The organism is Streptococcus sp. 210928-DFI.4.42 (genome assembly GCF_020554365.1).
Lineage (GTDB): Bacteria > Bacillota > Bacilli > Lactobacillales > Streptococcaceae > Streptococcus > Streptococcus parasanguinis_S.
In genome coordinates this window covers 1-18,991 of the sequence record NZ_JAJCHF010000013.1, presented here as the reverse complement: position 1 = coordinate 18,991, position 18,991 = coordinate 1, and the positions used below count along the sequence as shown (strand labels likewise).

General features: G+C 43.7%; 21 protein-coding genes. 19 read left to right on the top strand and 2 right to left on the bottom strand.

The window, feature by feature from the left end; translation table 11 throughout:
• Positions 1-7 precede the first annotated feature (7 nt).
• A complete protein-coding gene (gene folE, locus LIZ08_RS06260) occupies positions 8-562 on the top strand; it encodes a GTP cyclohydrolase I FolE (RefSeq protein ID WP_003019101.1) in 555 nt (184 codons plus the stop codon).
• 25 nt (positions 563-587) lie between these two features.
• Complete coding sequence (gene folK, locus LIZ08_RS06255; protein ID WP_227038497.1) at positions 588-1,397, top strand: 2-amino-4-hydroxy-6-hydroxymethyldihydropteridine diphosphokinase; 810 nt, start codon at positions 588-590, stop codon at positions 1,395-1,397.
• A 64-nt stretch (positions 1,398-1,461) separates the two neighbouring features.
• Here the strand turns inward: folK and LIZ08_RS06250 are convergent, their stop codons facing one another.
• Together LIZ08_RS06250 and pepA are read right to left on the bottom strand one after the other, a co-directional pair.
• Entirely contained in the window at positions 1,462-2,946 is a 1,485-nt protein-coding gene (locus LIZ08_RS06250; RefSeq protein WP_021154294.1) for a DUF1846 domain-containing protein, read from the bottom strand.
• Between the two features lie 243 nt (positions 2,947-3,189).
• The gene (gene pepA / locus LIZ08_RS06245) at positions 3,190-4,254 is read right to left on the bottom strand and encodes a glutamyl aminopeptidase (protein WP_227038496.1); all 1,065 of its coding nucleotides are present in this window, start codon (positions 4,252-4,254) and stop codon (positions 3,190-3,192) included.
• Between the two features lie 142 nt (positions 4,255-4,396).
• On the opposite strand from pepA, the gene LIZ08_RS06240 reads away from it, so the two are divergent.
• From LIZ08_RS06240 to LIZ08_RS06160, 17 genes are all read left to right on the top strand, one after another.
• A complete protein-coding gene (locus tag LIZ08_RS06240) occupies positions 4,397-4,687 on the top strand; it encodes a DUF4651 domain-containing protein (RefSeq protein WP_227038495.1) in 291 nt (96 codons plus the stop codon).
• A complete protein-coding gene (locus LIZ08_RS06235) occupies positions 4,684-5,001 on the top strand; it encodes a thioredoxin family protein (RefSeq protein WP_003013567.1) in 318 nt (105 codons plus the stop codon). The genes LIZ08_RS06240 and LIZ08_RS06235 overlap by 4 nt, the downstream gene beginning before the upstream one ends.
• Before the next feature lie 9 nt (positions 5,002-5,010).
• Positions 5,011-5,637, top strand: coding sequence for a YtpR family tRNA-binding protein (gene ytpR / locus LIZ08_RS06230; RefSeq protein ID WP_023919637.1), 627 nt, complete (start codon positions 5,011-5,013; stop codon positions 5,635-5,637).
• A 101-nt stretch (positions 5,638-5,738) separates the two neighbouring features.
• Complete coding sequence (locus tag LIZ08_RS06225; RefSeq protein ID WP_003004675.1) at positions 5,739-6,134, top strand: single-stranded DNA-binding protein; 396 nt, start codon at positions 5,739-5,741, stop codon at positions 6,132-6,134.
• 188 nt (positions 6,135-6,322) lie between these two features.
• Positions 6,323-7,306 (top strand): substrate-binding domain-containing protein, encoded by a 984-nt coding sequence (locus tag LIZ08_RS06220; protein WP_227038494.1) that lies wholly within the window; start codon positions 6,323-6,325, stop codon positions 7,304-7,306.
• Complete coding sequence (locus LIZ08_RS06215) at positions 7,306-8,622, top strand: sensor histidine kinase (protein ID WP_227038493.1); 1,317 nt, start codon at positions 7,306-7,308, stop codon at positions 8,620-8,622. The genes LIZ08_RS06220 and LIZ08_RS06215 overlap by 1 nt, the downstream gene beginning before the upstream one ends.
• A gap of 3 nt (positions 8,623-8,625) precedes the next feature.
• The gene (locus LIZ08_RS06210) at positions 8,626-9,312 is read left to right on the top strand and encodes a response regulator transcription factor (protein WP_003009811.1); all 687 of its coding nucleotides are present in this window, start codon (positions 8,626-8,628) and stop codon (positions 9,310-9,312) included.
• Entirely contained in the window at positions 9,309-10,607 is a 1,299-nt protein-coding gene (locus LIZ08_RS06205; RefSeq protein ID WP_227038492.1) for an ABC transporter substrate-binding protein, read from the top strand. Before LIZ08_RS06210 ends, LIZ08_RS06205 begins: the two co-directional genes overlap by 4 nt.
• A 140-nt stretch (positions 10,608-10,747) precedes the next feature.
• On the top strand, positions 10,748-11,185 hold the full coding sequence (locus LIZ08_RS06200) for a PTS sugar transporter subunit IIA (RefSeq protein ID WP_227038491.1): 438 nt from the start codon (positions 10,748-10,750) through the stop codon (positions 11,183-11,185).
• 14 nt (positions 11,186-11,199) lie between these two features.
• Positions 11,200-11,694, top strand: coding sequence for a PTS system mannose/fructose/N-acetylgalactosamine-transporter subunit IIB (locus tag LIZ08_RS06195; RefSeq protein ID WP_000261775.1), 495 nt, complete (start codon positions 11,200-11,202; stop codon positions 11,692-11,694).
• A 56-nt stretch (positions 11,695-11,750) separates the two neighbouring features.
• A complete protein-coding gene (locus tag LIZ08_RS06190) occupies positions 11,751-12,593 on the top strand; it encodes a PTS mannose/fructose/sorbose/N-acetylgalactosamine transporter subunit IIC (protein WP_014712796.1) in 843 nt (280 codons plus the stop codon).
• The gene (locus LIZ08_RS06185; protein WP_037585172.1) at positions 12,577-13,431 is read left to right on the top strand and encodes a PTS system mannose/fructose/sorbose family transporter subunit IID; all 855 of its coding nucleotides are present in this window, start codon (positions 12,577-12,579) and stop codon (positions 13,429-13,431) included. Before LIZ08_RS06190 ends, LIZ08_RS06185 begins: the two co-directional genes overlap by 17 nt.
• Positions 13,432-13,531: 100 nt before the next feature.
• Positions 13,532-13,825: a hypothetical protein gene (locus tag LIZ08_RS06180; RefSeq protein WP_003013750.1), complete on the top strand. Its 294-nt coding sequence runs from the start codon at positions 13,532-13,534 to the stop codon at positions 13,823-13,825.
• A 129-nt stretch (positions 13,826-13,954) separates the two neighbouring features.
• Positions 13,955-14,236: a co-chaperone GroES gene (gene groES / locus LIZ08_RS06175; protein WP_024055367.1), complete on the top strand. Its 282-nt coding sequence runs from the start codon at positions 13,955-13,957 to the stop codon at positions 14,234-14,236.
• A 21-nt stretch (positions 14,237-14,257) separates the two neighbouring features.
• Complete coding sequence (gene groL, locus LIZ08_RS06170) at positions 14,258-15,883, top strand: chaperonin GroEL (RefSeq protein WP_003004647.1); 1,626 nt, start codon at positions 14,258-14,260, stop codon at positions 15,881-15,883.
• Positions 15,884-16,879: 996 nt separating this feature from the next.
• Positions 16,880-17,614, top strand: a complete 735-nt coding sequence (locus LIZ08_RS06165) for a response regulator transcription factor (protein WP_227038490.1) — start codon at positions 16,880-16,882, stop codon at positions 17,612-17,614.
• Positions 17,615-17,645: 31 nt separating this feature from the next.
• A complete protein-coding gene (locus LIZ08_RS06160; RefSeq protein WP_227038489.1) occupies positions 17,646-18,932 on the top strand; it encodes a sensor histidine kinase in 1,287 nt (428 codons plus the stop codon).
• Positions 18,933-18,991: the final 59 nt, after the last annotated feature.

Here is an 18,991-nt window from a genome sequence, read left to right as displayed (position 1 = left end):
AGATGATATGGATACAAAGAAAATTGAAGAAGCAGTGAAAATGATCATCGAGGCAGTCGGTGAAGATGAGAACCGTGAGGGACTTCAGGAAACGCCGACCCGCATTGCCAAGATGTACCAAGAAATCTTTGCAGGACTAGGGCAGACAGCAGAAGAGCACCTGTCTAAATCATTTGAAATCATTGATAACAATATGGTGGTCGAGAAGGATATCTTCTTCCATTCCATGTGTGAGCATCACTTTTTGCCATTTTATGGAAAAGTGCACATTGCCTACATTCCAAATGGCCGTGTTGCTGGGCTTTCAAAACTGGCTCGTACGGTCGAAGTTTACGCTAAAAAACCACAGATTCAGGAACGTTTGACGGTAGAAATCGCAGATGCCTTGATGGAATATCTTGGAGCGCAAGGTGCCCTTGTCTGGGTAGAAGCAGAGCATATGTGTATGAACATGCGTGGTGTCCGTAAACCTGGGACTGCAACAGTGACAACTGCTGCACGTGGACTGCTTGCGACAGATAAAGACTTGAAAAATGAAGCCTATAAACTCATGGGCCACTAATGGCCGGCTATAAGAGGTGAAGAGAGTGGATCAATTACGGATCAAGGACTTAGAGATATACGCCTATCATGGTGTTTTTCCGGCAGAAAAAGAATTGGGACAACGCTTTGTCCTAGACCTATGGGTGGATTATGAAATGACCCGTGCTGCCCGCACAGGAGATTTGGATGCTTCGATCCATTACGGGATCTTGGCGGAACAGTTGACCGAGTGGATGCAGGCAGAAAAGATCGATCTGATTGAAACGGTTGCCTTTCAATTGGTGCAAAAGATTTTCGAAAGCTATGCCTTTGTAGAAAAAGTTCGTCTGGAGTTGAAAAAACCTTGGGCTCCTGTTCCCTTGCCACTCGAGACTTGTTCGGTGACAATCGAACGAGAGAAAAAACGAGCCTTTATTGGGCTTGGGACCAATATGGGAGATAAACAACTGCAACTAGAGACGGCGCTAGAAAAAATCAAGGGTCGAGGCATTCATCTTCTTCAAACATCCACAAGGATTGAAACAGAACCTTGGGGAGGAGTGGAGCAAGACACCTTTTTGAATCAAGTGGCAGAGGTTGAAACCTGGATGACCCCAGAGGATTTACTAGAAACCTTACTTGCCATTGAGCAAGAAATGGGACGTGTTCGTGAGGTCAAGTGGGGGCCACGTGTGATTGATCTAGATCTGCTCTACATGGAGGACACCATTTGTTACAGTCCGAGCTTGATCTTACCGCATCCTTATGTGGCAGAACGTGCCTTTGTCCTAGAATCTTTGAATGAAATTGCTCCTCATTTTGTGGACCCTGTTCAAAGAAAGCCCATTCGCCAATTATGGGAGGCTGTCAAATAGTTTCTCTTCTTTGCATTATAAAAAAACAATCCCTCGAGCAGGGATTGTTTTTGTTTGTCTTAATTTATTTACGATACAAGCGATCGTATTGGTAGACAGGGTCCATAGTGACGTTGATACCGAGCTTGCGAAGGACATTCTTGTCTTCGTCTGTTAGCATCACGGTTGAGTGGGCTTCACTGCCTTTCAACTTGCCTAATTCTTGCATAGCAAGCTTAGCGTCTTCATTGGTCATAGCTGTAATGGCCAGGGCAATGAGGATTTCGTTCGAGTGAAGACGAGGATTGCGGCTACCCAAATGATTGATCTTCAAGCCTTGGATAGGTTGGACGTATTCTGGCTCGATTAATTTGGTTTCTTTATCAATATGCGCCAATTTCTTGATCGCATTGATTAAGAGGGCTGCGGTTGGGCCAAAGAGATCGGAGGTTTTTCCGGTTACCATCTCGCCGTTTGGCAATTCAAGGGCCAAGGCTGGCTCCCCTGTTTCTTCTTCTTTTTGGCGGGCAAGCACGGTCACTTTCCGATCATTTGGAGTAATCCCCAAATCATTCATCAAGAGCTCGATCTTCTTGACAGCTCCTTCACCGACACGCTCTGCTTTGACATCTAAGATGGTTTGGTAGTAGCGACGGATAATTTCTTGTTGGGAAGCTTCAATCGCAGCGTCATTGTCCACAATGGCAAAGCCAACCATGTTGACGCCCATGTCTGTTGGAGAAGCATAAGGTGAGGTTCCTAGGATGCGTTCCAACATGCGCTTCAAGACAGGGAAGATTTCAATATCGCGGTTGTAGTTGACCGTTGTTTCCCCGTAGGTTTGGAGGTGGAAGGGATCGATCATATTGACATCGTCTAGATCGGCAGTCGCTGCTTCATAAGCCAAGTTGACTGGGTGGTGCAAAGGAAGATTCCAAACTGGGAAGGTTTCAAACTTAGCATAACCAGATTTGATCCCATTTAATTGGTCATGGTACATATTGGACATACAAGTTGCGAGCTTACCAGAACCAGGTCCAGGAGCTGTCACAACGACCAAATTGCGGCTAGTCTTGATGTAGTCATTTTTCCCCATCCCCTCAGGAGAGATGATATGGTCCATATCGGTCGGATAGCCCTTGATCGGATAGTGGAGATAAGAGGCGATCCCGCTCTTATCCAGTTGCTTGCGAAAGGCGTCTGCTGCAGCTTGTCCAGCATATTGGGTGATCACGACAGAGCCCACAAAGATCCCTAATTCATTGAATTTGTCGATCAAACGTAGCACTTCTTGGTCATAAGAAATTCCTAGGTCTCCACGGGCTTTTGAGTGCTCAATGTTGTTGGCGTTGATGGCAATGACAATTTCCACCTGGTCACGCAATTCTTGGAGCAGCTTGATCTTATTGTCTGGTTCGTATCCAGGGAGGACACGAGCAGCGTGGAAGTCTTCTAACATCTTACCACCAAATTCAAGGTAGAGCTTGCCATCGAATTGATTGATCCGCTCAATAATGTGGTCACGTTGCAAGTTCAAATACTTTTCAGAACTAAAAGCTTGTTTTTTCATGTAAAACTCCTGTATATAAGGGAAGGGTTTGCCACACGAATCCAAGGATGAGTGTTCCGTTCCCTACATTTCATTCTTTCATATTATATCAGAAAACAGATGGAAGATAAAATATTCTAAGATACTTTCCTAAGGGGAGTGTGGATGCCAAAGGGCTTAATGGTGACTCACGCTGGAAAGTTTCAAAGAGAACCTTGTTTTCCCTCTAAAAAAGCCCCTTACGGGGCTTCAGATCGATGTTGCTTAATAGTGTTTGATCAAATCAACTGTAGAGCGATCCAATTTCTTAACCAATGCTTGTAAGAAGGCTTGCGCTTGCAAGAAATCATCCATGGCATAGAGGGTTTGGTGAGAGTGAATGTAACGGGCACAGACACCGATGGTGGTAGATGGCACTCCACCATTCTTCAAGTGTGCGGCACCGGCGTCGGTTCCACCCTTACCACAGTAATATTGGAATTTGATGCCCACTTCTTCAGCAGTAGTGAGCAAGAAATCTTTCATATTTGGTAGCATGATGTGACCTGGATCATAGAAGCGAAGCAGTGTTCCTTCCCCAATCGCACCTTGGTCTCCAAAGACATCGGCCGCTGGCGAACAGTCTACAGCAAGGAAGATTTCAGGATCAAATTTAGTGGTTGAAGTGTGGGCACCACGAAGTCCTACTTCTTCTTGAACGTTAGCCCCTACATAGAGTTCGTTGTTTAAAGCTTGTCCAGAAAGGCTCTTAGCCAATTCGCTGACCATCAAGACGCCGTAGCGGTTATCCCATGCTTTGGAGATGACGTTTTTACCATTAGCAGTGAGAATCGCAGAGCTGTCTGGCACCAAGGTATCTCCAGGACGAACCCCATAGCTTTCAGCTTCGGCTTTAGAGCTAAAGCCTGCATCAAAGACGATGTCACTAATGGCAAGTACGGTTGGTCCACCTGTTCCACGTGTCAAATGAGGAGGAACAGATCCTGAAATAGCAGGGTATTCACGTCCGTCACGTGTAAAGAGTTTGAAGCGTTGGCTGCTGACGACCATCGGGTTCCAACCTCCGATTGGGACAACACGGAAAGTTCCGTCAGCTTTGATTTCGCTGATCATAAAACCAACTTCGTCCATGTGGGCAGCTACTAAGATACGAGGAGCATCGGCAGCTGTTGGGTGTTTGACACCAAAGATCCCACCGAGACCATCTGTTACGATTTCGTCCACATGAGGGGTCAATTGTTGGCGTAAATAATCCCGTACAGGAGCTTCATGACCTGAAATAGCAGGGATTTCAGTTACTTCTTTGATTTTAGAAAATAAATCAGTCATAGGTTACCTTCTTTCTGATGCTATTTTATCACTTTTTCTACAAGGATGGTAGCGTTATTATGGAAATCAGTCTCTAAAAGCGGAGGGAGAGATCCAGCCTAGACCGTTGTCCCTCTGCTTATTTTGTGTTACAATAGGCACTATGAAAGCTAAAAAAATTATTTTGTCTAGTCTGGCTGTAGCAAGTGCAGGAGCCCTTGTGGCCGGTGTTTATAAAATTGCCAAAGATCAAAAGCGTCTTCGTACCCAAGAAGAGTTGGTAGCAGAAGTACGGGAGCAAATGGAAGACATGGGGATGATTGCGACCCTGTATGTGGAACTCTACGAGTCTAGTGAAGAGCGCTTAGTAGGAGGCGTCATTTTTGAAGATGAGCGCCATTACCGCTTTGTCTATGAGGACGGTCTCTTGCATTACGAAGAGGAAAAACTATGATCACACCGAGTTCTCTAGAAGAAATTGCTTCCTATGTAGAGCAAGATGGCAAGAAAGTGTTTGTCTTTTCAGCAGATTGGTGTGGGGATTGTCGTTATCTCAAGCCTTTTTTGCCGGAGATTGAGGCTGAAAATCCCGAATTTACCTTTATCTTGATTGACCGAGATGCCTATATGGATCTGGCGAAAGTCTGGGATGTTTATGGGATCCCAAGTTTGGTGGTTCTGGAAAAGGATAAGGAAATCGGTCGGTTTGTCAATCGGGATCGGAAAACCAAAGCGCAGATTACAGCATTCTTAGCAGGATTAAAATAGGAGAAAATCATGATTGTAACATACAACAAAGAACAAGTCGGCGATGTATTGATGCTGACCTTGAAAAATAGTGGGGAAGCTAAGCTCGCGGTGGAGAGAAAAGGAAAAGTGGCTCGCGTTTACCGTGAGGACAACCAAGAAACCGTTGCCTGGAATATCTTTGATGCCTCATCTTTCTTCGCCATCGAAGGCAAAGGCCAAGTCTTTTTGACAGATGAGCAAGTAGCTCGTTTGAATCAAGAATTGGAAAGAGAAGGCTTCGCAGAACGTTTGGTCAACGATCGGGAACCAAAATTTGTGGTGGGAGAAATCCTTGAAATGGTGGCCCATCCAGATAGTGACCACTTGAATATCTGCCAGGTAGCAGTTGGACCAGATAAGACAGTTCAGATCGTAGCAGGAGCTCCAAATGCGCGGGTGGGTCTAAAGACCATTGTTGCTCTTCCAGGTGCCATGATGCCGGATGGTAGCTTGATTTTCCCAGGGGCTCTTCGTGGAGAAAAAAGCTATGGCATGATGTGCAGTCCGCGTGAATTGCACTTGCCAAATGCTCCTCAAAAACGAGGCATTATTGAATTGGATGATGCAGAAGTAGCAGGGACACCTTTTGATCCTGCTCGTCACTGGCACGAATAAAGAGAAGAATCTAGGATGTTTTGGATCCTAGATTTTTTTGATTTTGGTTTGTCACCTCCATTTTTTGAAATTTTTTCGAATAAATAGATAGGAGGTAAATGATGTATAATAAAGTTATTTTAATCGGTCGCCTGGTGGCGGCCCCAGAATTGCATAAAACCAGCACAGACAAATCCGTTGCTCGAGTGACCGTTGCGGTCAATCGTCGCTACAAGGATCAAAACGGGGAGCGAGAGACTGATTTTGTCAATGTGGTTGTCTGGGGGAAATTGGCTGAAACCATGGCTAGTTATGCCAGTAAAGGGAGCTTGATCTCTTTGGATGGAGAGATTCGGACGCGCCGCTACGAGAAAAATGGCGTCATGCAGTATGTGACAGAGGTCCTCTGCCAAAGTTTTCAGTTGCTAGAGAGCCGCGCTCAGCGAGCGATGCGTGAAAATGGTGGAACGGGAGATTTAGCCGATATCATCTTAGAAGAGGAAGATCTTCCCTTTTAGGATCAAAAAAGAAAGCTGGTTCGTTTATAGACCAGCTTTTTTGATATTTGCTAGGGATTTCATTCGGGAACGACTCATTTAAAAATAAATCCAAAATATGCATCTGTACAATAAAAGCCAGCACTTTTCTTGAAAAAGTAGTAAAATAAAGTAATATATATTCAAAATTTTCAGAAAAGGAACGGAGTTTGAAGGGGAAAGAAGAAAGAAAAGAACTGTTAAAATGGCTGATAAAACGGGTTCTACTGGTGATTCCAGTGACCTGCATCCTCTTGTGGATCTATGCCGTTTGTCAAACCAGTAGCATCAAGGATCAGACCAAGATCGGTGTCACCTATATGACCATGAACAATGAGTTCTATAAAAGTATTCATTCGGAAATAAGTCGAATTGCCGATGAGAAAGAGGCTCTTGTCTATGTCCGAGATCCAGAATTGGACGAAAAAAGGCAGAGCCAGCAGATCGATGATTTTTGCGCTCAAAAGGTAAATGTGATTGTGATTAATCCGGTCAAAGGAGATAGTCAGCCCATTTTAAGGGCTCTTAAAAAAGCTAGAAAACAAGGAATTAAGATCATTGCAGTTGATACCCAGATCAAGCATTTTAAGCCGGATGCCAGCATTGTCTCCGACAACTACCAAGCAGGAGTCTTGATTGCAAAAGAGCTGATGAAACGCTCTTCAAATGCTCGGATCCTTCTCTTGGAGCATAAGGGGACTGTTTCAGCAGATACGCGGATTCAGGGATTTAAGGATACCATCAAAGGACATGGGTCATATGAGATTATCTCGGAACTAGAAACCAAGGGTCAGACGGAGATCGCTATGCCAGCTGTCCGTAAGTTCTTGCAGTCAGAGGAGGATGTCGATACTCTAGTCTCCTTGAATGACCGTTCAGCTATAGGAGCTTTAGCAGCGATCAAGGAGCAAGGAATCACCCATCCCATTGCGATCTATGGGATTGATGGCTCACCAGATATGAAAGCCTTGCTGCACTCGACAGATGATGTTGTAGGAACCGTTGCCCAGTCTCCGTTGAAGATGGGAGACCGCGTGATGGAGGTCATCCAAGATATGGCGGCTGGAAAGAGCTACCAAAAAGAGATAACCATTCCGGTTCAAATGATGACAAAGGAAAACATCGATCAATTTGATGTAAATGGGTGGCAGTGATGAGAAAATTTAGAGGTGTGAGGTACAGTTTGGCCATCCTGATGGTCGTGAACTTTATCGCTGTTATGCTCAACAGTATCATCTATCTTCAAGCAACTAACTATATCATTGCTCAACGACAAGCTCCCTTATTATTGGAGCGTTTGGAGCGCATTCCTTTTGCGCCTTCGACAACTTTTTGGTTGTCTGCGCTCTTATTTGCTGGGATTGCCTTGATCTCCATGAGTCGTTACCGGTCTCAAACGAGTCGATGGTCCATTTTTGATAAGTGGAACATTCTGGAGATCCTCCTGATGTTGCTCTTGATGTGGGTCCAAAATGTAGCTTATAACGGGCTTATTCTATTAGTTTTTGCGGATATCTTCTATGGTTCCAAAGAGTTGAATACCAAGCGAGACCGCAAGTATTGGTTTGCGTTTATCCTAGTGAGTTTCTTGATGCTTCTTGTGACCAACTCAGACGTCTTTTCGCTTTTCTTTCCGATACCTTCTCTGGATGTCTATATTCATTTTTATCCTGTCTCCATTCGGATTCTGGCCTTTTTCTTAAAGAATTCCCTCTATGCCTTGAATCTGGTGCTCTTCATTATTTCGCTTTTGTTCTATATTATGAATGTTCTTGCGGAAAACCACGAAGTGGAAGAAGAGTTGGCCATGGTTTCGAAGGTGAATACGGAATTGAACAACTATATGGCCTTGTCTGAGAAGATTGCAGAGGATCGAGAGCGCAAGCGGATTGCTCGGGAGATTCACGATACCTTGGGACACGCGCTAACAGGGATCTCGGCAGGTTTAGATGCTGTCGGAGTCTTGATTGATATCGATCCCAATCGGGCAAAAGAGCAGGTAAAAAGCGTATCAGAAGTGGTTCGTGAAGGGATCCAGGATGTGAGGGGCTCTCTCAACCGCCTCCGTCCAGGTGCCCTTGAGGGACGAACCCTCAAAGATGCTTTGGAAAAGATGATCCGCGAGTACCAGACACTTTCCAACTTGCAGGTTGATTTACATTATGAATGGGTCGATGTTGATATGGACGTCATGATTGAAGATACGATCTTTCGTGTGATCCAAGAGTCTATGACCAATGCGGTTCGCCACGGTCATGCCAGTCAGATGAGCCTTCATTTTTTTGAGGATGAAGAAGATTACCTGATCGAGTTGCAGGACAATGGGGTTGGGTTTGAAACCTTGACTTATGGCTATGGACTCAAACAGATGATGGAGCGTATTTCCATCCTAGGAGGACAGCTTCAATTTGAAAGCCGCGATGGCTTTTTCACGCGCGTCAGTTTACCGAAATATAAAGAAGGGAGATAAGAGATGGTAATAAAAGTAATGGTGGCAGATGACCAGGCCTTGATTCGAGAATCTCTGAAAATTATTTTGTCAGCCCACCCCGATATCGAAGTGGTGGCCACAGTGGAAGACGGCAATCACGTCCTGTCTAGCATTCCCCAAACCCATCCTGACCTAATCTTGATGGATATCCGGATGCCAGGGATGGATGGGGTTTTGGCGACAAAAGAAGTCAAAGAGCACTATCCGGATATCAAAATTATTATTTTAACGACCTTTGATGATGATGAATTTATCTATAGTGCACTCAAGTATGGTGCTTCAGGTTATCTTTTAAAGGGAGCCTCGACAGAGGAACTCTATGAAGCGATTAAGGTGGTGTATCAAGGCGGAGCCATGATCAACCCGAATATCGCTAGTAAAGTCTTTCAAATTTTCTCACAAATGGCCAAAACCAACTTCTCTATTGCTGTAGATGAGGACAATGTCAAGGATTTGAGCACGACGGAATGGCGCATTATCCAAGAAGTCGGCTATGGGGAGTCCAATAAAGAAATTGCGGCCAAACTCTTCTTGTCAGAAGGAACCGTGCGCAATTACTTATCAACGATTTTGGCGAAATTAAACCTACGAGATCGAACGCAATTAGCGATCTGGTCAGTCCAAACAGGAGTGACGAGACGTGATTTTTCTAAAGGAAATACAGAATGAAATTGAAGCGAAAGCATCTTTGTTGGGGGATTGGTCTCCTTGTTGTGCTCTGTGCGAGCGCGAGTTTCTATTGGTGGAAACAGCAACCGACCGTACTCCATATCGGCGTTTATGCAGGTTCTAGCTGGGATGTGCCGACCAGTCAACGTTCCCATGCCTTGGATCGTGCGATTCAAAAATTTGAAAAATCCCATCCCCACGTCCGTGTAGAGTATGAAAACGGGATTCCGCAGTCGGATTATTCAGACTGGCTCTCCGAAAAGATTGTTTCAGGAAAGACGCCGGATGTGTTTATGGTCTCTGAGCAAGATCTTTCTTTATTAGCAGCGCGGGGCGTATTAGAAAAGTTAAACGGCTATATGGATCGAAAAGATCAAGCTGCCTTTTACCCCGTTGCCTTTGAATCCGGTGTCTATCAGGGGCAAACCTATGCCTTACCTTATGAAAGCAATCCGATTTTGATGTGTGTCAACAAAGATCTCTTGGATAAAGAAGGCATCGCGGTTCCCAAAGAAGGTTGGTCCCTTGAAGAGTTCTATACGATTTGCAAGAAACTAACCAAAGATACCAATGGGGATGGGCAACTGGACCAATTTGGGAGTACAGAATACACCTGGAAAGAAGCCTTGGCGGCAAATGGAGGTCATCTTTTCCAAGGAGGCATGCTCAAGTTGACAGCTCCAGAAGTGAAAGAGTCTTTGACTTTTCTGCAAAAATTGGAAGATCTAAATAAAAATTACAAGGTGAGCTCTAAAGATTTTGACCAGGGGAAAGTCGCTTTCTATCCTATGACCTTGGCCCAATATCGGACCTATAAACCTTATCCCTACCACGTTTCTAAATATTCAAACTTCACCTGGACCTGTATCCCGATGCCGGCTAAATCAAAAACGACCAAGGCAACCTTGGTCACGACGACTTCTTTTGCTATGTCGGCTCGAAGTTCTCATTCCAAGTTGGCTTGGGAATTGATGCAACTCTTGACAGAGGATCCAGAAATCCAACAAACTCTCTTTGCCCAATCCCAAGGGATCTCTGTCATGCCACAGGTAGTCAAGAGTCGCTCTAGTAAAGACCTTTTGCAGGTGGATGATTTTGGAACAGATTCCCTGACCAATCAGACCTTGAACCGCATCATGGAACAAGCTGTTGAAAGTAGTCCTAAAAATGTCTCAAAAGAGGTGCTAGAAAAGCTAGACTACTTGATCGGCAATGCCTTGCGCGATCAGGATGTCGAGAACCGCTTGCCTCAAATTCAGAGGGAGATTGAAAGTAGTCTACAGGTAGGAGTTTAGAGTAAAATAAGATGGCATTTTGTCAAGTGACAGATGTCATTTTTTTATTGCTAAATGTCATATTAGGAATGTGACATTTGACAATGTAAAAACGCTTTCAAATACTCTACAATAGAGTCAAATAAAGGAGGCGTAGAAAAATGAAATACCTCGTTTTGGTCAGTCATGGCGGACTGGCAGAAGGTCTAAAAACATCACTAGCCATGTTTGCTGGTGACAAGTTGGATCAGGTCATCGCAGTTGGACTCAAAGAAGGAAAATCGGTCGATGACTTCGCAGTTGATTTCAGAGAGAGCATTTCAGGATTGACAGCTGATGATTCTGTTTTGGTCTTGGCAGATATCGTAGGTGGTAGTCCATTAACCACTGCAGCCACGGTTCTAGAAGAAGCTGGAAAGCTCGATGGAGCCTTGATCCTTGGTGGGATGAACCTCACCATGGCCTTGACGGCAGTTGTGATGAAGGATGTGTTGGATGGAGACGATTTGTCAGCTACCATCTTATCAGAAGCACGATCTGCACTACAGCCTTTTGAAGTTTCAGCCACTGGTGCTGAAGAAGATGATGATGATATTTAATAGGGAGGTACCTTATGGTAGTAACATTTGTACGGATTGATGACCGCATGATTCACGGTCAGACAGTCACACGCTGGGCAAAGGAAAAACCATGTGATGGTTTGATTGCCGTAAACGATGCAGCGGCATCAAACAAGGTTTTGATCCAAGCATACAAAGGAGCATCAGACAAGAAAACCTTTGTATGGACAAAGGAAGCCTTTAAGGAAAAATCAGCAAAAGTAACAGAATCAGATAGTCGTTACTTCTTGATCACCAAAAATCCAATCGATATGAAGGAAATTTTGGTCGACCAAGGGTTTGTCCCAGGTGATGTTAAAGAAATCATCGTAGGCCCTGCCAATGATCGTCCTGGAGCTGTAAAATTGGGAAATAACCAATCCATCACTCAGGAAGAAGCAGAAGCCTTCCAAGCCATTCAAGCAGCAGGCTACAAGGTGAAATTCCAGTTGTTGCCAGATGTTTCCATCGGGTATTGGGATGATTTCAAATCAAAATTTGGTTTTTAAAACTAACAGTCCTATCTGTTAGGTAAATAAATTTACAAACAAAAGGAGCGTTTGTTATGACAATTTCATGGATTCAAGCAATCTTGCTTGGTATTTTCGCCAGCTTGTCTTCAATGCCTGGTATGGGAGGTTCCAGTATCGGGAACTATACACTCGGTCGTCCTTTGATCGGTGGGTTGATTTCAGGTTTAATTCTTGGAGATGTGACAACTGGTATTATGGTCGGGGTTGCCCTTCAAGTCGTTTATATCGCCTTGGTAACACCTGGTGGTACCGTATCTGCCGATGTGCGTGCCATCTCTTACATCGGTGTTCCTCTTGCTATCTTGTTTGTGCATGCCAACAACATCACAGATGAAGCTGGAATCGCCGCAGCTGCAGCTCCAATTGGTGCAGCCGTTGGGACAATCGGTACAGTTCTTTTCTACGGTACCGCTACTATGAACTTGGTATGGCAACACATTGGTTGGAAAGCCGTTGAAGAAGGAAACTTCAAAAAACTCTACGCAGTTGACTGGGTTTACCCTTGGATCTCTCACTTCCTCTTCTCTTTCCTTCCAACAATGATTATCACCAAATACGGTGAAAACATGGTTGATTTGATGAAACAATACCTTCCTATGGATGGTTACTGGATGAAAGCCCTCTTTACAGTCGGTGCTCTTCTTCCATGTGTCGGTATTGCCATCTTGTTGAAACAAATTGTTACAGAAGCAACTGACTTCATTCCATTCTTTGTTGGATTTACCTTGGCAAAATCTCTCGGATTGAACTTGGTATCCAGTGCCGTTGTTTCATTAATCTTTGCAGTAATCTACTATGAACTTGAAGTGATCAAATCGATGAAAGCTGCTCCAGCCGGAGTGGTGGACCTAGACGATGATGAGGAGGATATTTAAAATGGCTGATAGAAAGAAAATTTCAAAGAAAACATTAGCAAAAGCATTCCATCATTGGTATTATGGTCATTTGACTTGTTTCTCTCAAGAACATATGCAAACCTTCGGGTACTTGACTTCTATGCTTCCAATCGTAGAAGAAATGTATGACACAAAAGAAGAACAAAAGGATGCTATGCAAACCTATACGGCCTTCTTCAACACTGAACCACAACTTGGATCTCTTGTTGTAGGGATCACAGCTGGTTTGGAAGAAGCGCGTGCAAACGGAGATGCAGTAGATGGCGAAACCATCAACGGTATGCGTGCCGGTTTGATGGGACCAATCGCTGGTATTGGTGACTCATTGGTCGTTGGTACCTTGATTCCAGTTCTCTTAGGGATTGCCCTTGGTCTTTCTAAAGGTGGTAACGTCGCTGGTGCTCTCTTCTACATCGTCGTATGGAACCTCTTAGTCTACTTTGGTATGCGCTTTGCCTTCTTCAAAGGTTACCAATTAGGGGATAAAGCCGTTGAATTCCTTGTAGGACCAAAAGGACAAGCTCTTCGTAAAGCGATCAGCGTTGTCGGTGGTATGGTTATCGGTGCCGTAGCAGCTACTTGGGTATCTGTTACAACAGCCCTTCAATTCAAGAATTCTGAAGGAAAAGTCTTCTTGAACATCCAAGAAAAGATCGATGGTGTTTATCCAGGTCTCTTGACAGCAGCCTTCATCACTCTTTGCTGGTGGTTGATGTCTAAGAAAAAAATTTCACCAAACAAAGTTATGTTACTTCTCGTTGTAGTGGCTTTGATCGGTGTTGCCCTTGGTATCTTCGACCCACATCTTAAATACTAAGGTCAAGAAAAACGAATTTGCTAGTAGGAGTTTTTGAGAATGAAGTGAATGGACCTCCTTTACTTGCACTTCATTCTCAATTTTTATCAGGAGGAATCCCATGGTTACAAAACAAGAACTTGTCAATGGATATGAAACAGAAATCAACTACCAACGCCACATGCTTGAAAACCTTGGTCGTTGGTTCAGCTTACTCTTTATCATTGCCAGTATTGGTGTGGTATTGATCTATCTCTTTCACAAAAGTTTCCTTCCACTCTTGATCCTCGGGATTTTACTAGCCTTGGTTGGAATTTTAGGCATGATTGTTTTTGGATATGGCATCTACCGCGGGCGGATCAATCTTCAAAAAGTGATCGATGATTTCAATCAAAAATTGACAATTTTAAATTGATATTTTAGAAACATCTCATTTATTTTTGAGGTGTTTTTTTCTTGACTATTTCTGACCAAGTGATACAATAGAAACATAAGTTAGCACTTACGTATAGAGAGTGCTAAAAACACGTATGGAGGAATGAACATGTTAAAACCATTAGGAGACCGTGTGGTCTTAAAAGTAGAAGAAAAAGAACAGACTGTTGGAGGTTTTGTCCTCGCAGGTGCGAGCAAGGCCGATACAAAAACAGCTGAAGTAGTGGCCGTTGGTGAAGGTGTGCGTACCCTAAGTGGCGAACTCATCGCTCCAGCTGTAAAAGCAGGAGACCACGTTTTGGTTGAAAGCCATGCAGGAATTGAAGTGAAAGATGGGGAAGAAACCTACACCATCGTTGGAACAGCAAACATTCTTGCAATTGTAGAGTAAGAGAAGAAAGAGGTAAGAGAAATGGCAAAAGATATTAAATTTTCATCTGATGCACGTTCTGCAATGGTCCGTGGTGTCGATGTCTTAGCAGATACAGTGAAAGTTACGTTGGGCCCTAAAGGACGCAATGTGGTTCTTGAAAAATCATTTGGTTCACCCTTGATCACAAATGATGGGGTGACCATCGCAAAAGAAATTGAATTGGAAGACCATTTTGAAAATATGGGTGCTAAATTGGTGTCAGAAGTGGCTTCTAAGACCAATGATATCGCAGGTGACGGTACAACGACCGCAACTGTTTTGACTCAAGCCATCGTCCGTGAAGGGATCAAAAACGTTACTGCAGGTGCTAACCCAATTGGCATCCGCCGTGGGATCGAGACCGCTGTTGCAACAGCAGTAGAAGCTTTGAAAAACAATGCGATCCCAGTATCAAGCAAGGAAGCCATTGCTCAAGTAGCTGCTGTGTCTTCTCGTTCTGAAAAAGTCGGTGAGTACATCTCTGAAGCCATGGAAAAAGTTGGTAAAGATGGGGTCATCACGATTGAAGAGTCTCGTGGAATGGAAACAGAACTGGAAGTCGTTGAAGGCATGCAGTTTGACCGTGGTTACCTCTCACAATACATGGTCACTGATAATGAAAAGATGGTGGCAGACCTTGAAAATCCATACATTTTGATCACTGACAAGAAGATTTCAAATATCCAAGAAATCTTGCCATTGTTGGAAAGCATTCTTCAAAGCAACCGTCCACTCTTGATCATCGCAGATGATGTCGATGGCGAAGCTCTTCCAACACTTGTCTTGAACAAGATCCGTGGTACCTTTAATGTCGTAGCTGTCAAGGCACCAGGATTTGGTGATCGCCGCAAAGCCATGCTAGAAGACATTGCCATCTTGACAGGTGGTACAGTCATTACAGACGATCTTGGTTTGGAATTGAAAGATGCAACCATTGAAGCGCTTGGTCAAGCAGCTAAAGTGTCAGTTGATAAAGACAGTACCGTCATTGTCGAAGGTTCTGGTAACCCAGAAGCGATCGCTAACCGTGTGGCTGTTATCAAGTCACAAATCGAAACTACAACCTCTGAATTTGACCGTGAAAAATTACAAGAACGTTTGGCCAAATTGTCTGGAGGTGTTGCCGTAATCAAGGTTGGTGCTGCAACAGAAACAGAATTGAAAGAAATGAAACTTCGTATCGAAGATGCCCTAAATGCGACTCGCGCAGCCGTTGAAGAAGGGATCGTTGCCGGAGGTGGTACAGCCCTTGTCAATGTCATCTCTGCAGTCGCAGCCCTTGAATTAGAAGGGGATGAAGCGACCGGACGCAATATCGTTCTTCGTGCTTTGGAAGAGCCAGTGCGCCAAATTGCCCACAATGCCGGTTACGAAGGATCTATTGTGATTGATCGCTTGAAAAATGCCGAAGTCGGAACAGGTTTCAATGCTGCAACAGGTGAATGGGTGAATATGATTGATGCAGGAATCATCGACCCAGTTAAAGTGAGCCGTTCAGCCCTTCAAAACGCCGCTTCCGTAGCGAGTCTGATCTTGACGACCGAAGCAGTCGTAGCCAACAAACCAGAACCAGCAGCCCCAGCAGGACCAGGAATGGATCCAAGCATGATGGGTGGGATGATGTAACCTGATACCAATGATTGGTGCTAAAGCACCGAATCATTGGACGGTAGCCGCTATGTTGCGGCCTACCTAATCATCTTACTAGCTCAAAGGGAGGAAAATATCGTTCCTCCCTTTTCACGTCGTAAGTCCTTGGTCAATTGGTTAGGCGTATTTATAGTTTACGGCAAGCACCATGGTGCCTTGCCGAAGTGTCTTACTAAGAAAATAAAGAAGGCGTTATAGGCCTTCTTTATTTTCTGTCGTAACTGTTACACGATTGAGGCTATACCTCTCATCGTTGGATAGTAGCCACTATGTTGCGGCCTGGCTAATCGTCTTACTAGCTCAAAGGGAGGAAAGTATCGTTCCTCCCTTTTCACGTCGTAACTGTTACACGATTGAGGTTTTGCCTTTAATCATTTGACGCCAGTCGCTATTGTGCAGTCTGGCTAATCGTCTTACTAGCTCAAAGGGAGGAAAATATCGTTCCTCCTTTTTTATCGTGCTTTGGGATTTTCATTTGTTATGGAATAATATTTTTATTTTAAATTTTGTAACAGAAATGATAAATACTAATTAAAGAGGACTTGCGTAGATGCTTGGGAATCAAGCGTTTGTGATGTTTTCAGGCGGAGGAATATTTGCCAACAAATTGCAATACAAATTAACTGATTTTGTAATAATTCTAGTGTATACTAGTAAGAGTAGATCACAGGTCTACAATTGTTGCAAGGGGAGAACTTCCCACATACATGTCTATTGACAATAAAACTTGATCGTAATATCGCTGTTAGTAAAATGAGAGTTTGAACATAGCATAGATTTTATCGACCTTTTTCATATTAAAAAATATTTTTCAAATTCCCCTTGCGCAAGCTCTTCCGGATTCCTCCGGGAGAGTTTTTTTGTTAAGGATAAAAGGTAGAAGGGCTATTAAGTCTCTTTTGAAAGAGTGGCTCAGCAGGCATCATTTATGGTAAAATAGAACATATTCGTAGAGGGGAAGGAGTGAGGACTTTGTTGAAGATTTTTGTGTTAGAAGATGAATGGATCCAACAATCGCGTATCGAAGCGGTCTTGCAGGATCTCATCCGTCAAAAATCCTTGCAATGCAAAGCGCCAGAAGTGTTTGGAAAGTCAAGCCAGTTGCTGGATGCTATCACAGAGAGAGGCACCCATCACCTATTCTTTTTAGATATCGAGATTAAAGGTGAGGAGAAAAAGGGGCTGGAGATCGCAAAAGAGATTCGTAAGAAAGATCCCCATGCGACCATTGTCTTTGTCACCACTCACTCTGAATTCATGCCCATTACCTTTCAGTACAAAGTAGCTGCCTTAGATTTTATCGATAAAACGCTGGGTGAGGAAGAGTTCAAAGAGAGAATCAGCTCAGCCATCGACTATACCTTGGAGCAAGCTGGGACCACGATTGCGCAAGATGCCTTTACGTTTGAGAGTGCGATGGCGCGTGTACAAGTTCCTTTTAATAAGATTTTGTATGTTGAAACGTCTCCAACCATTCACAAGGTCATTTTACACACCCAGGAAGAGCGCTTGGAATTTTACGCTAGTATTGCCGATATCGAAAAAGCAGATCCCCGCTTATATCGGTGCCACCGCTCCTTTGTGGTGAATCCGCAAAATATTACGAAGATTGATAAAGAAGCCAAGAAAGCTTTTTTTGAAAATGGGGACAATTGCTTGATCTCACGGACCAAGTACAGAGGCTTACTGGAAGCTTTGAAAAAATAGAAGGGAGAAAGAATTGCTGTTAGATATTCTAATGTCTTACCTAAAGTTCTTCGTCAGCATGCTGATCTATCGTCATATCAGTAGACAAGAGTTCACCTTGCGCTGGCTCTTTTTGTGCCCCTTCTTCTTTGCAGTCGTCTTTACCCTTGTGCCACCAGTAGGCTTTTTTGGCTATTTCTTAGTATTTATTGCCTATAGTTTCTATCGAAATCGTAAAATACGACACCTTTTGAATATTTTTTACGGGCTCTACCCGGTTGTCATGGAGAGTCTCATTGGGCGCCTCCTAGCCTTTTATGTCTTTCCAATGCTAGGGATCGTACTTGTTCATGAGGCATCTGTCAGTTGGTATGATGCTCTACTTGAATTGCTGGTCTTTCCTGTCTATTTAGGGCTTACTAAATTGTTAAAACTAGATTTTACGGATTTAAAAGTAGGGTTTCAACGGCAGTATTTTAATCGTTTCTTACTCCCAATGGATCTTTCTATGTTTGTGTATTTAGTCAGTGTTGTAGGTCTGGTGGTTTTTGAGGATGCTATTCCGCATGCAGATGCTTTACGGGAACAGTTAAATAGTATTTATTTGATCTTATTTTTTATGATGCTCTTGTATTTCAATGCAGTGTCCAAAGAACGATTGAAACAAGAGATTCTAGAGCAAAAAGATAGGCAACTGCAGGAGTTAGCCACCTATAGTCAACACGTCGAAATGCTCTATGGGGAGATTCGTGCCTTTCGTCATGATTACCTGAATATTTTAACCAGTCTCAAGTTAAGTATTGAGCATGAAGATCTCAATGCGATCAGGGAAGTCTATGAGAATGTTCTTCGAGAGAGTGGCCAACAATTTTACGATAGCAAGTTTGATATTGCCAAACTCAGTCACATCGAAAATCCAGCTGTAAAAAGTGTTCTGTCCGCAAAATTGTTGGAAGCTCAAAATAAAGGGATTGGGATCTCTGTCGAGATCGATGAACCTGTTCGTGATCTATTCATCGAGGTTTTAGATTTCATCACCTTCTTATCCATCCTTTGTGACAATGCTATTGAAGCGAGTCTTGAATCAGATGACCCACAGCTGACTCTTGTCATGCTTCAGGAGGGAAACTCCCTCACCTTAATAGTTGAAAATAGTACAAAAGCTGAAAAAATAGATCTGGCGAGAATTTTTGAAAAGGACTACTCAAGTAAAGGAGATGGCCGCGGTCTTGGCTTGTACAAGATCCAACAATTACTGGAAAAATATCCCAAAACGACAGTGTCTACCAAGAGTTCAAACTACCGATTTACTCAGAGCTTGACCTTTTGGAAGGAATAATAGAAGAGAGAGTGGGACAGAAATCGGTCATTCGTTAGAATTCGATTTCGTCGTCCCAC

Coding starts and splice junctions, on each gene's coding strand:
- folE (WP_003019101.1), top strand. CDS start 8: ATGGATACAAAGAAAATTGAAGAAGCAGTGAAAATGATCATCGAGGCA.
- LIZ08_RS06250 (WP_021154294.1), bottom strand. CDS start 2,946: ATGAAAAAACAAGCTTTTAGTTCTGAAAAGTATTTGAACTTGCAACGT.
- pepA (WP_227038496.1), bottom strand. CDS start 4,254: ATGACTGATTTATTTTCTAAAATCAAAGAAGTAACTGAAATCCCTGCT.
- LIZ08_RS06240 (WP_227038495.1), top strand. CDS start 4,397: ATGAAAGCTAAAAAAATTATTTTGTCTAGTCTGGCTGTAGCAAGTGCA.
- LIZ08_RS06235 (WP_003013567.1), top strand. CDS start 4,684: ATGATCACACCGAGTTCTCTAGAAGAAATTGCTTCCTATGTAGAGCAA.
- ytpR (WP_023919637.1), top strand. CDS start 5,011: ATGATTGTAACATACAACAAAGAACAAGTCGGCGATGTATTGATGCTG.
- LIZ08_RS06225 (WP_003004675.1), top strand. CDS start 5,739: ATGTATAATAAAGTTATTTTAATCGGTCGCCTGGTGGCGGCCCCAGAA.
- LIZ08_RS06215 (WP_227038493.1), top strand. CDS start 7,306: ATGAGAAAATTTAGAGGTGTGAGGTACAGTTTGGCCATCCTGATGGTC.
- LIZ08_RS06210 (WP_003009811.1), top strand. CDS start 8,626: ATGGTAATAAAAGTAATGGTGGCAGATGACCAGGCCTTGATTCGAGAA.
- LIZ08_RS06205 (WP_227038492.1), top strand. CDS start 9,309: ATGAAATTGAAGCGAAAGCATCTTTGTTGGGGGATTGGTCTCCTTGTT.
- LIZ08_RS06200 (WP_227038491.1), top strand. CDS start 10,748: ATGAAATACCTCGTTTTGGTCAGTCATGGCGGACTGGCAGAAGGTCTA.
- LIZ08_RS06195 (WP_000261775.1), top strand. CDS start 11,200: ATGGTAGTAACATTTGTACGGATTGATGACCGCATGATTCACGGTCAG.
- LIZ08_RS06190 (WP_014712796.1), top strand. CDS start 11,751: ATGACAATTTCATGGATTCAAGCAATCTTGCTTGGTATTTTCGCCAGC.
- LIZ08_RS06185 (WP_037585172.1), top strand. CDS start 12,577: ATGAGGAGGATATTTAAAATGGCTGATAGAAAGAAAATTTCAAAGAAA.
- LIZ08_RS06180 (WP_003013750.1), top strand. CDS start 13,532: ATGGTTACAAAACAAGAACTTGTCAATGGATATGAAACAGAAATCAAC.
- groES (WP_024055367.1), top strand. CDS start 13,955: ATGTTAAAACCATTAGGAGACCGTGTGGTCTTAAAAGTAGAAGAAAAA.
- groL (WP_003004647.1), top strand. CDS start 14,258: ATGGCAAAAGATATTAAATTTTCATCTGATGCACGTTCTGCAATGGTC.
- LIZ08_RS06160 (WP_227038489.1), top strand. CDS start 17,646: ATGTCTTACCTAAAGTTCTTCGTCAGCATGCTGATCTATCGTCATATC.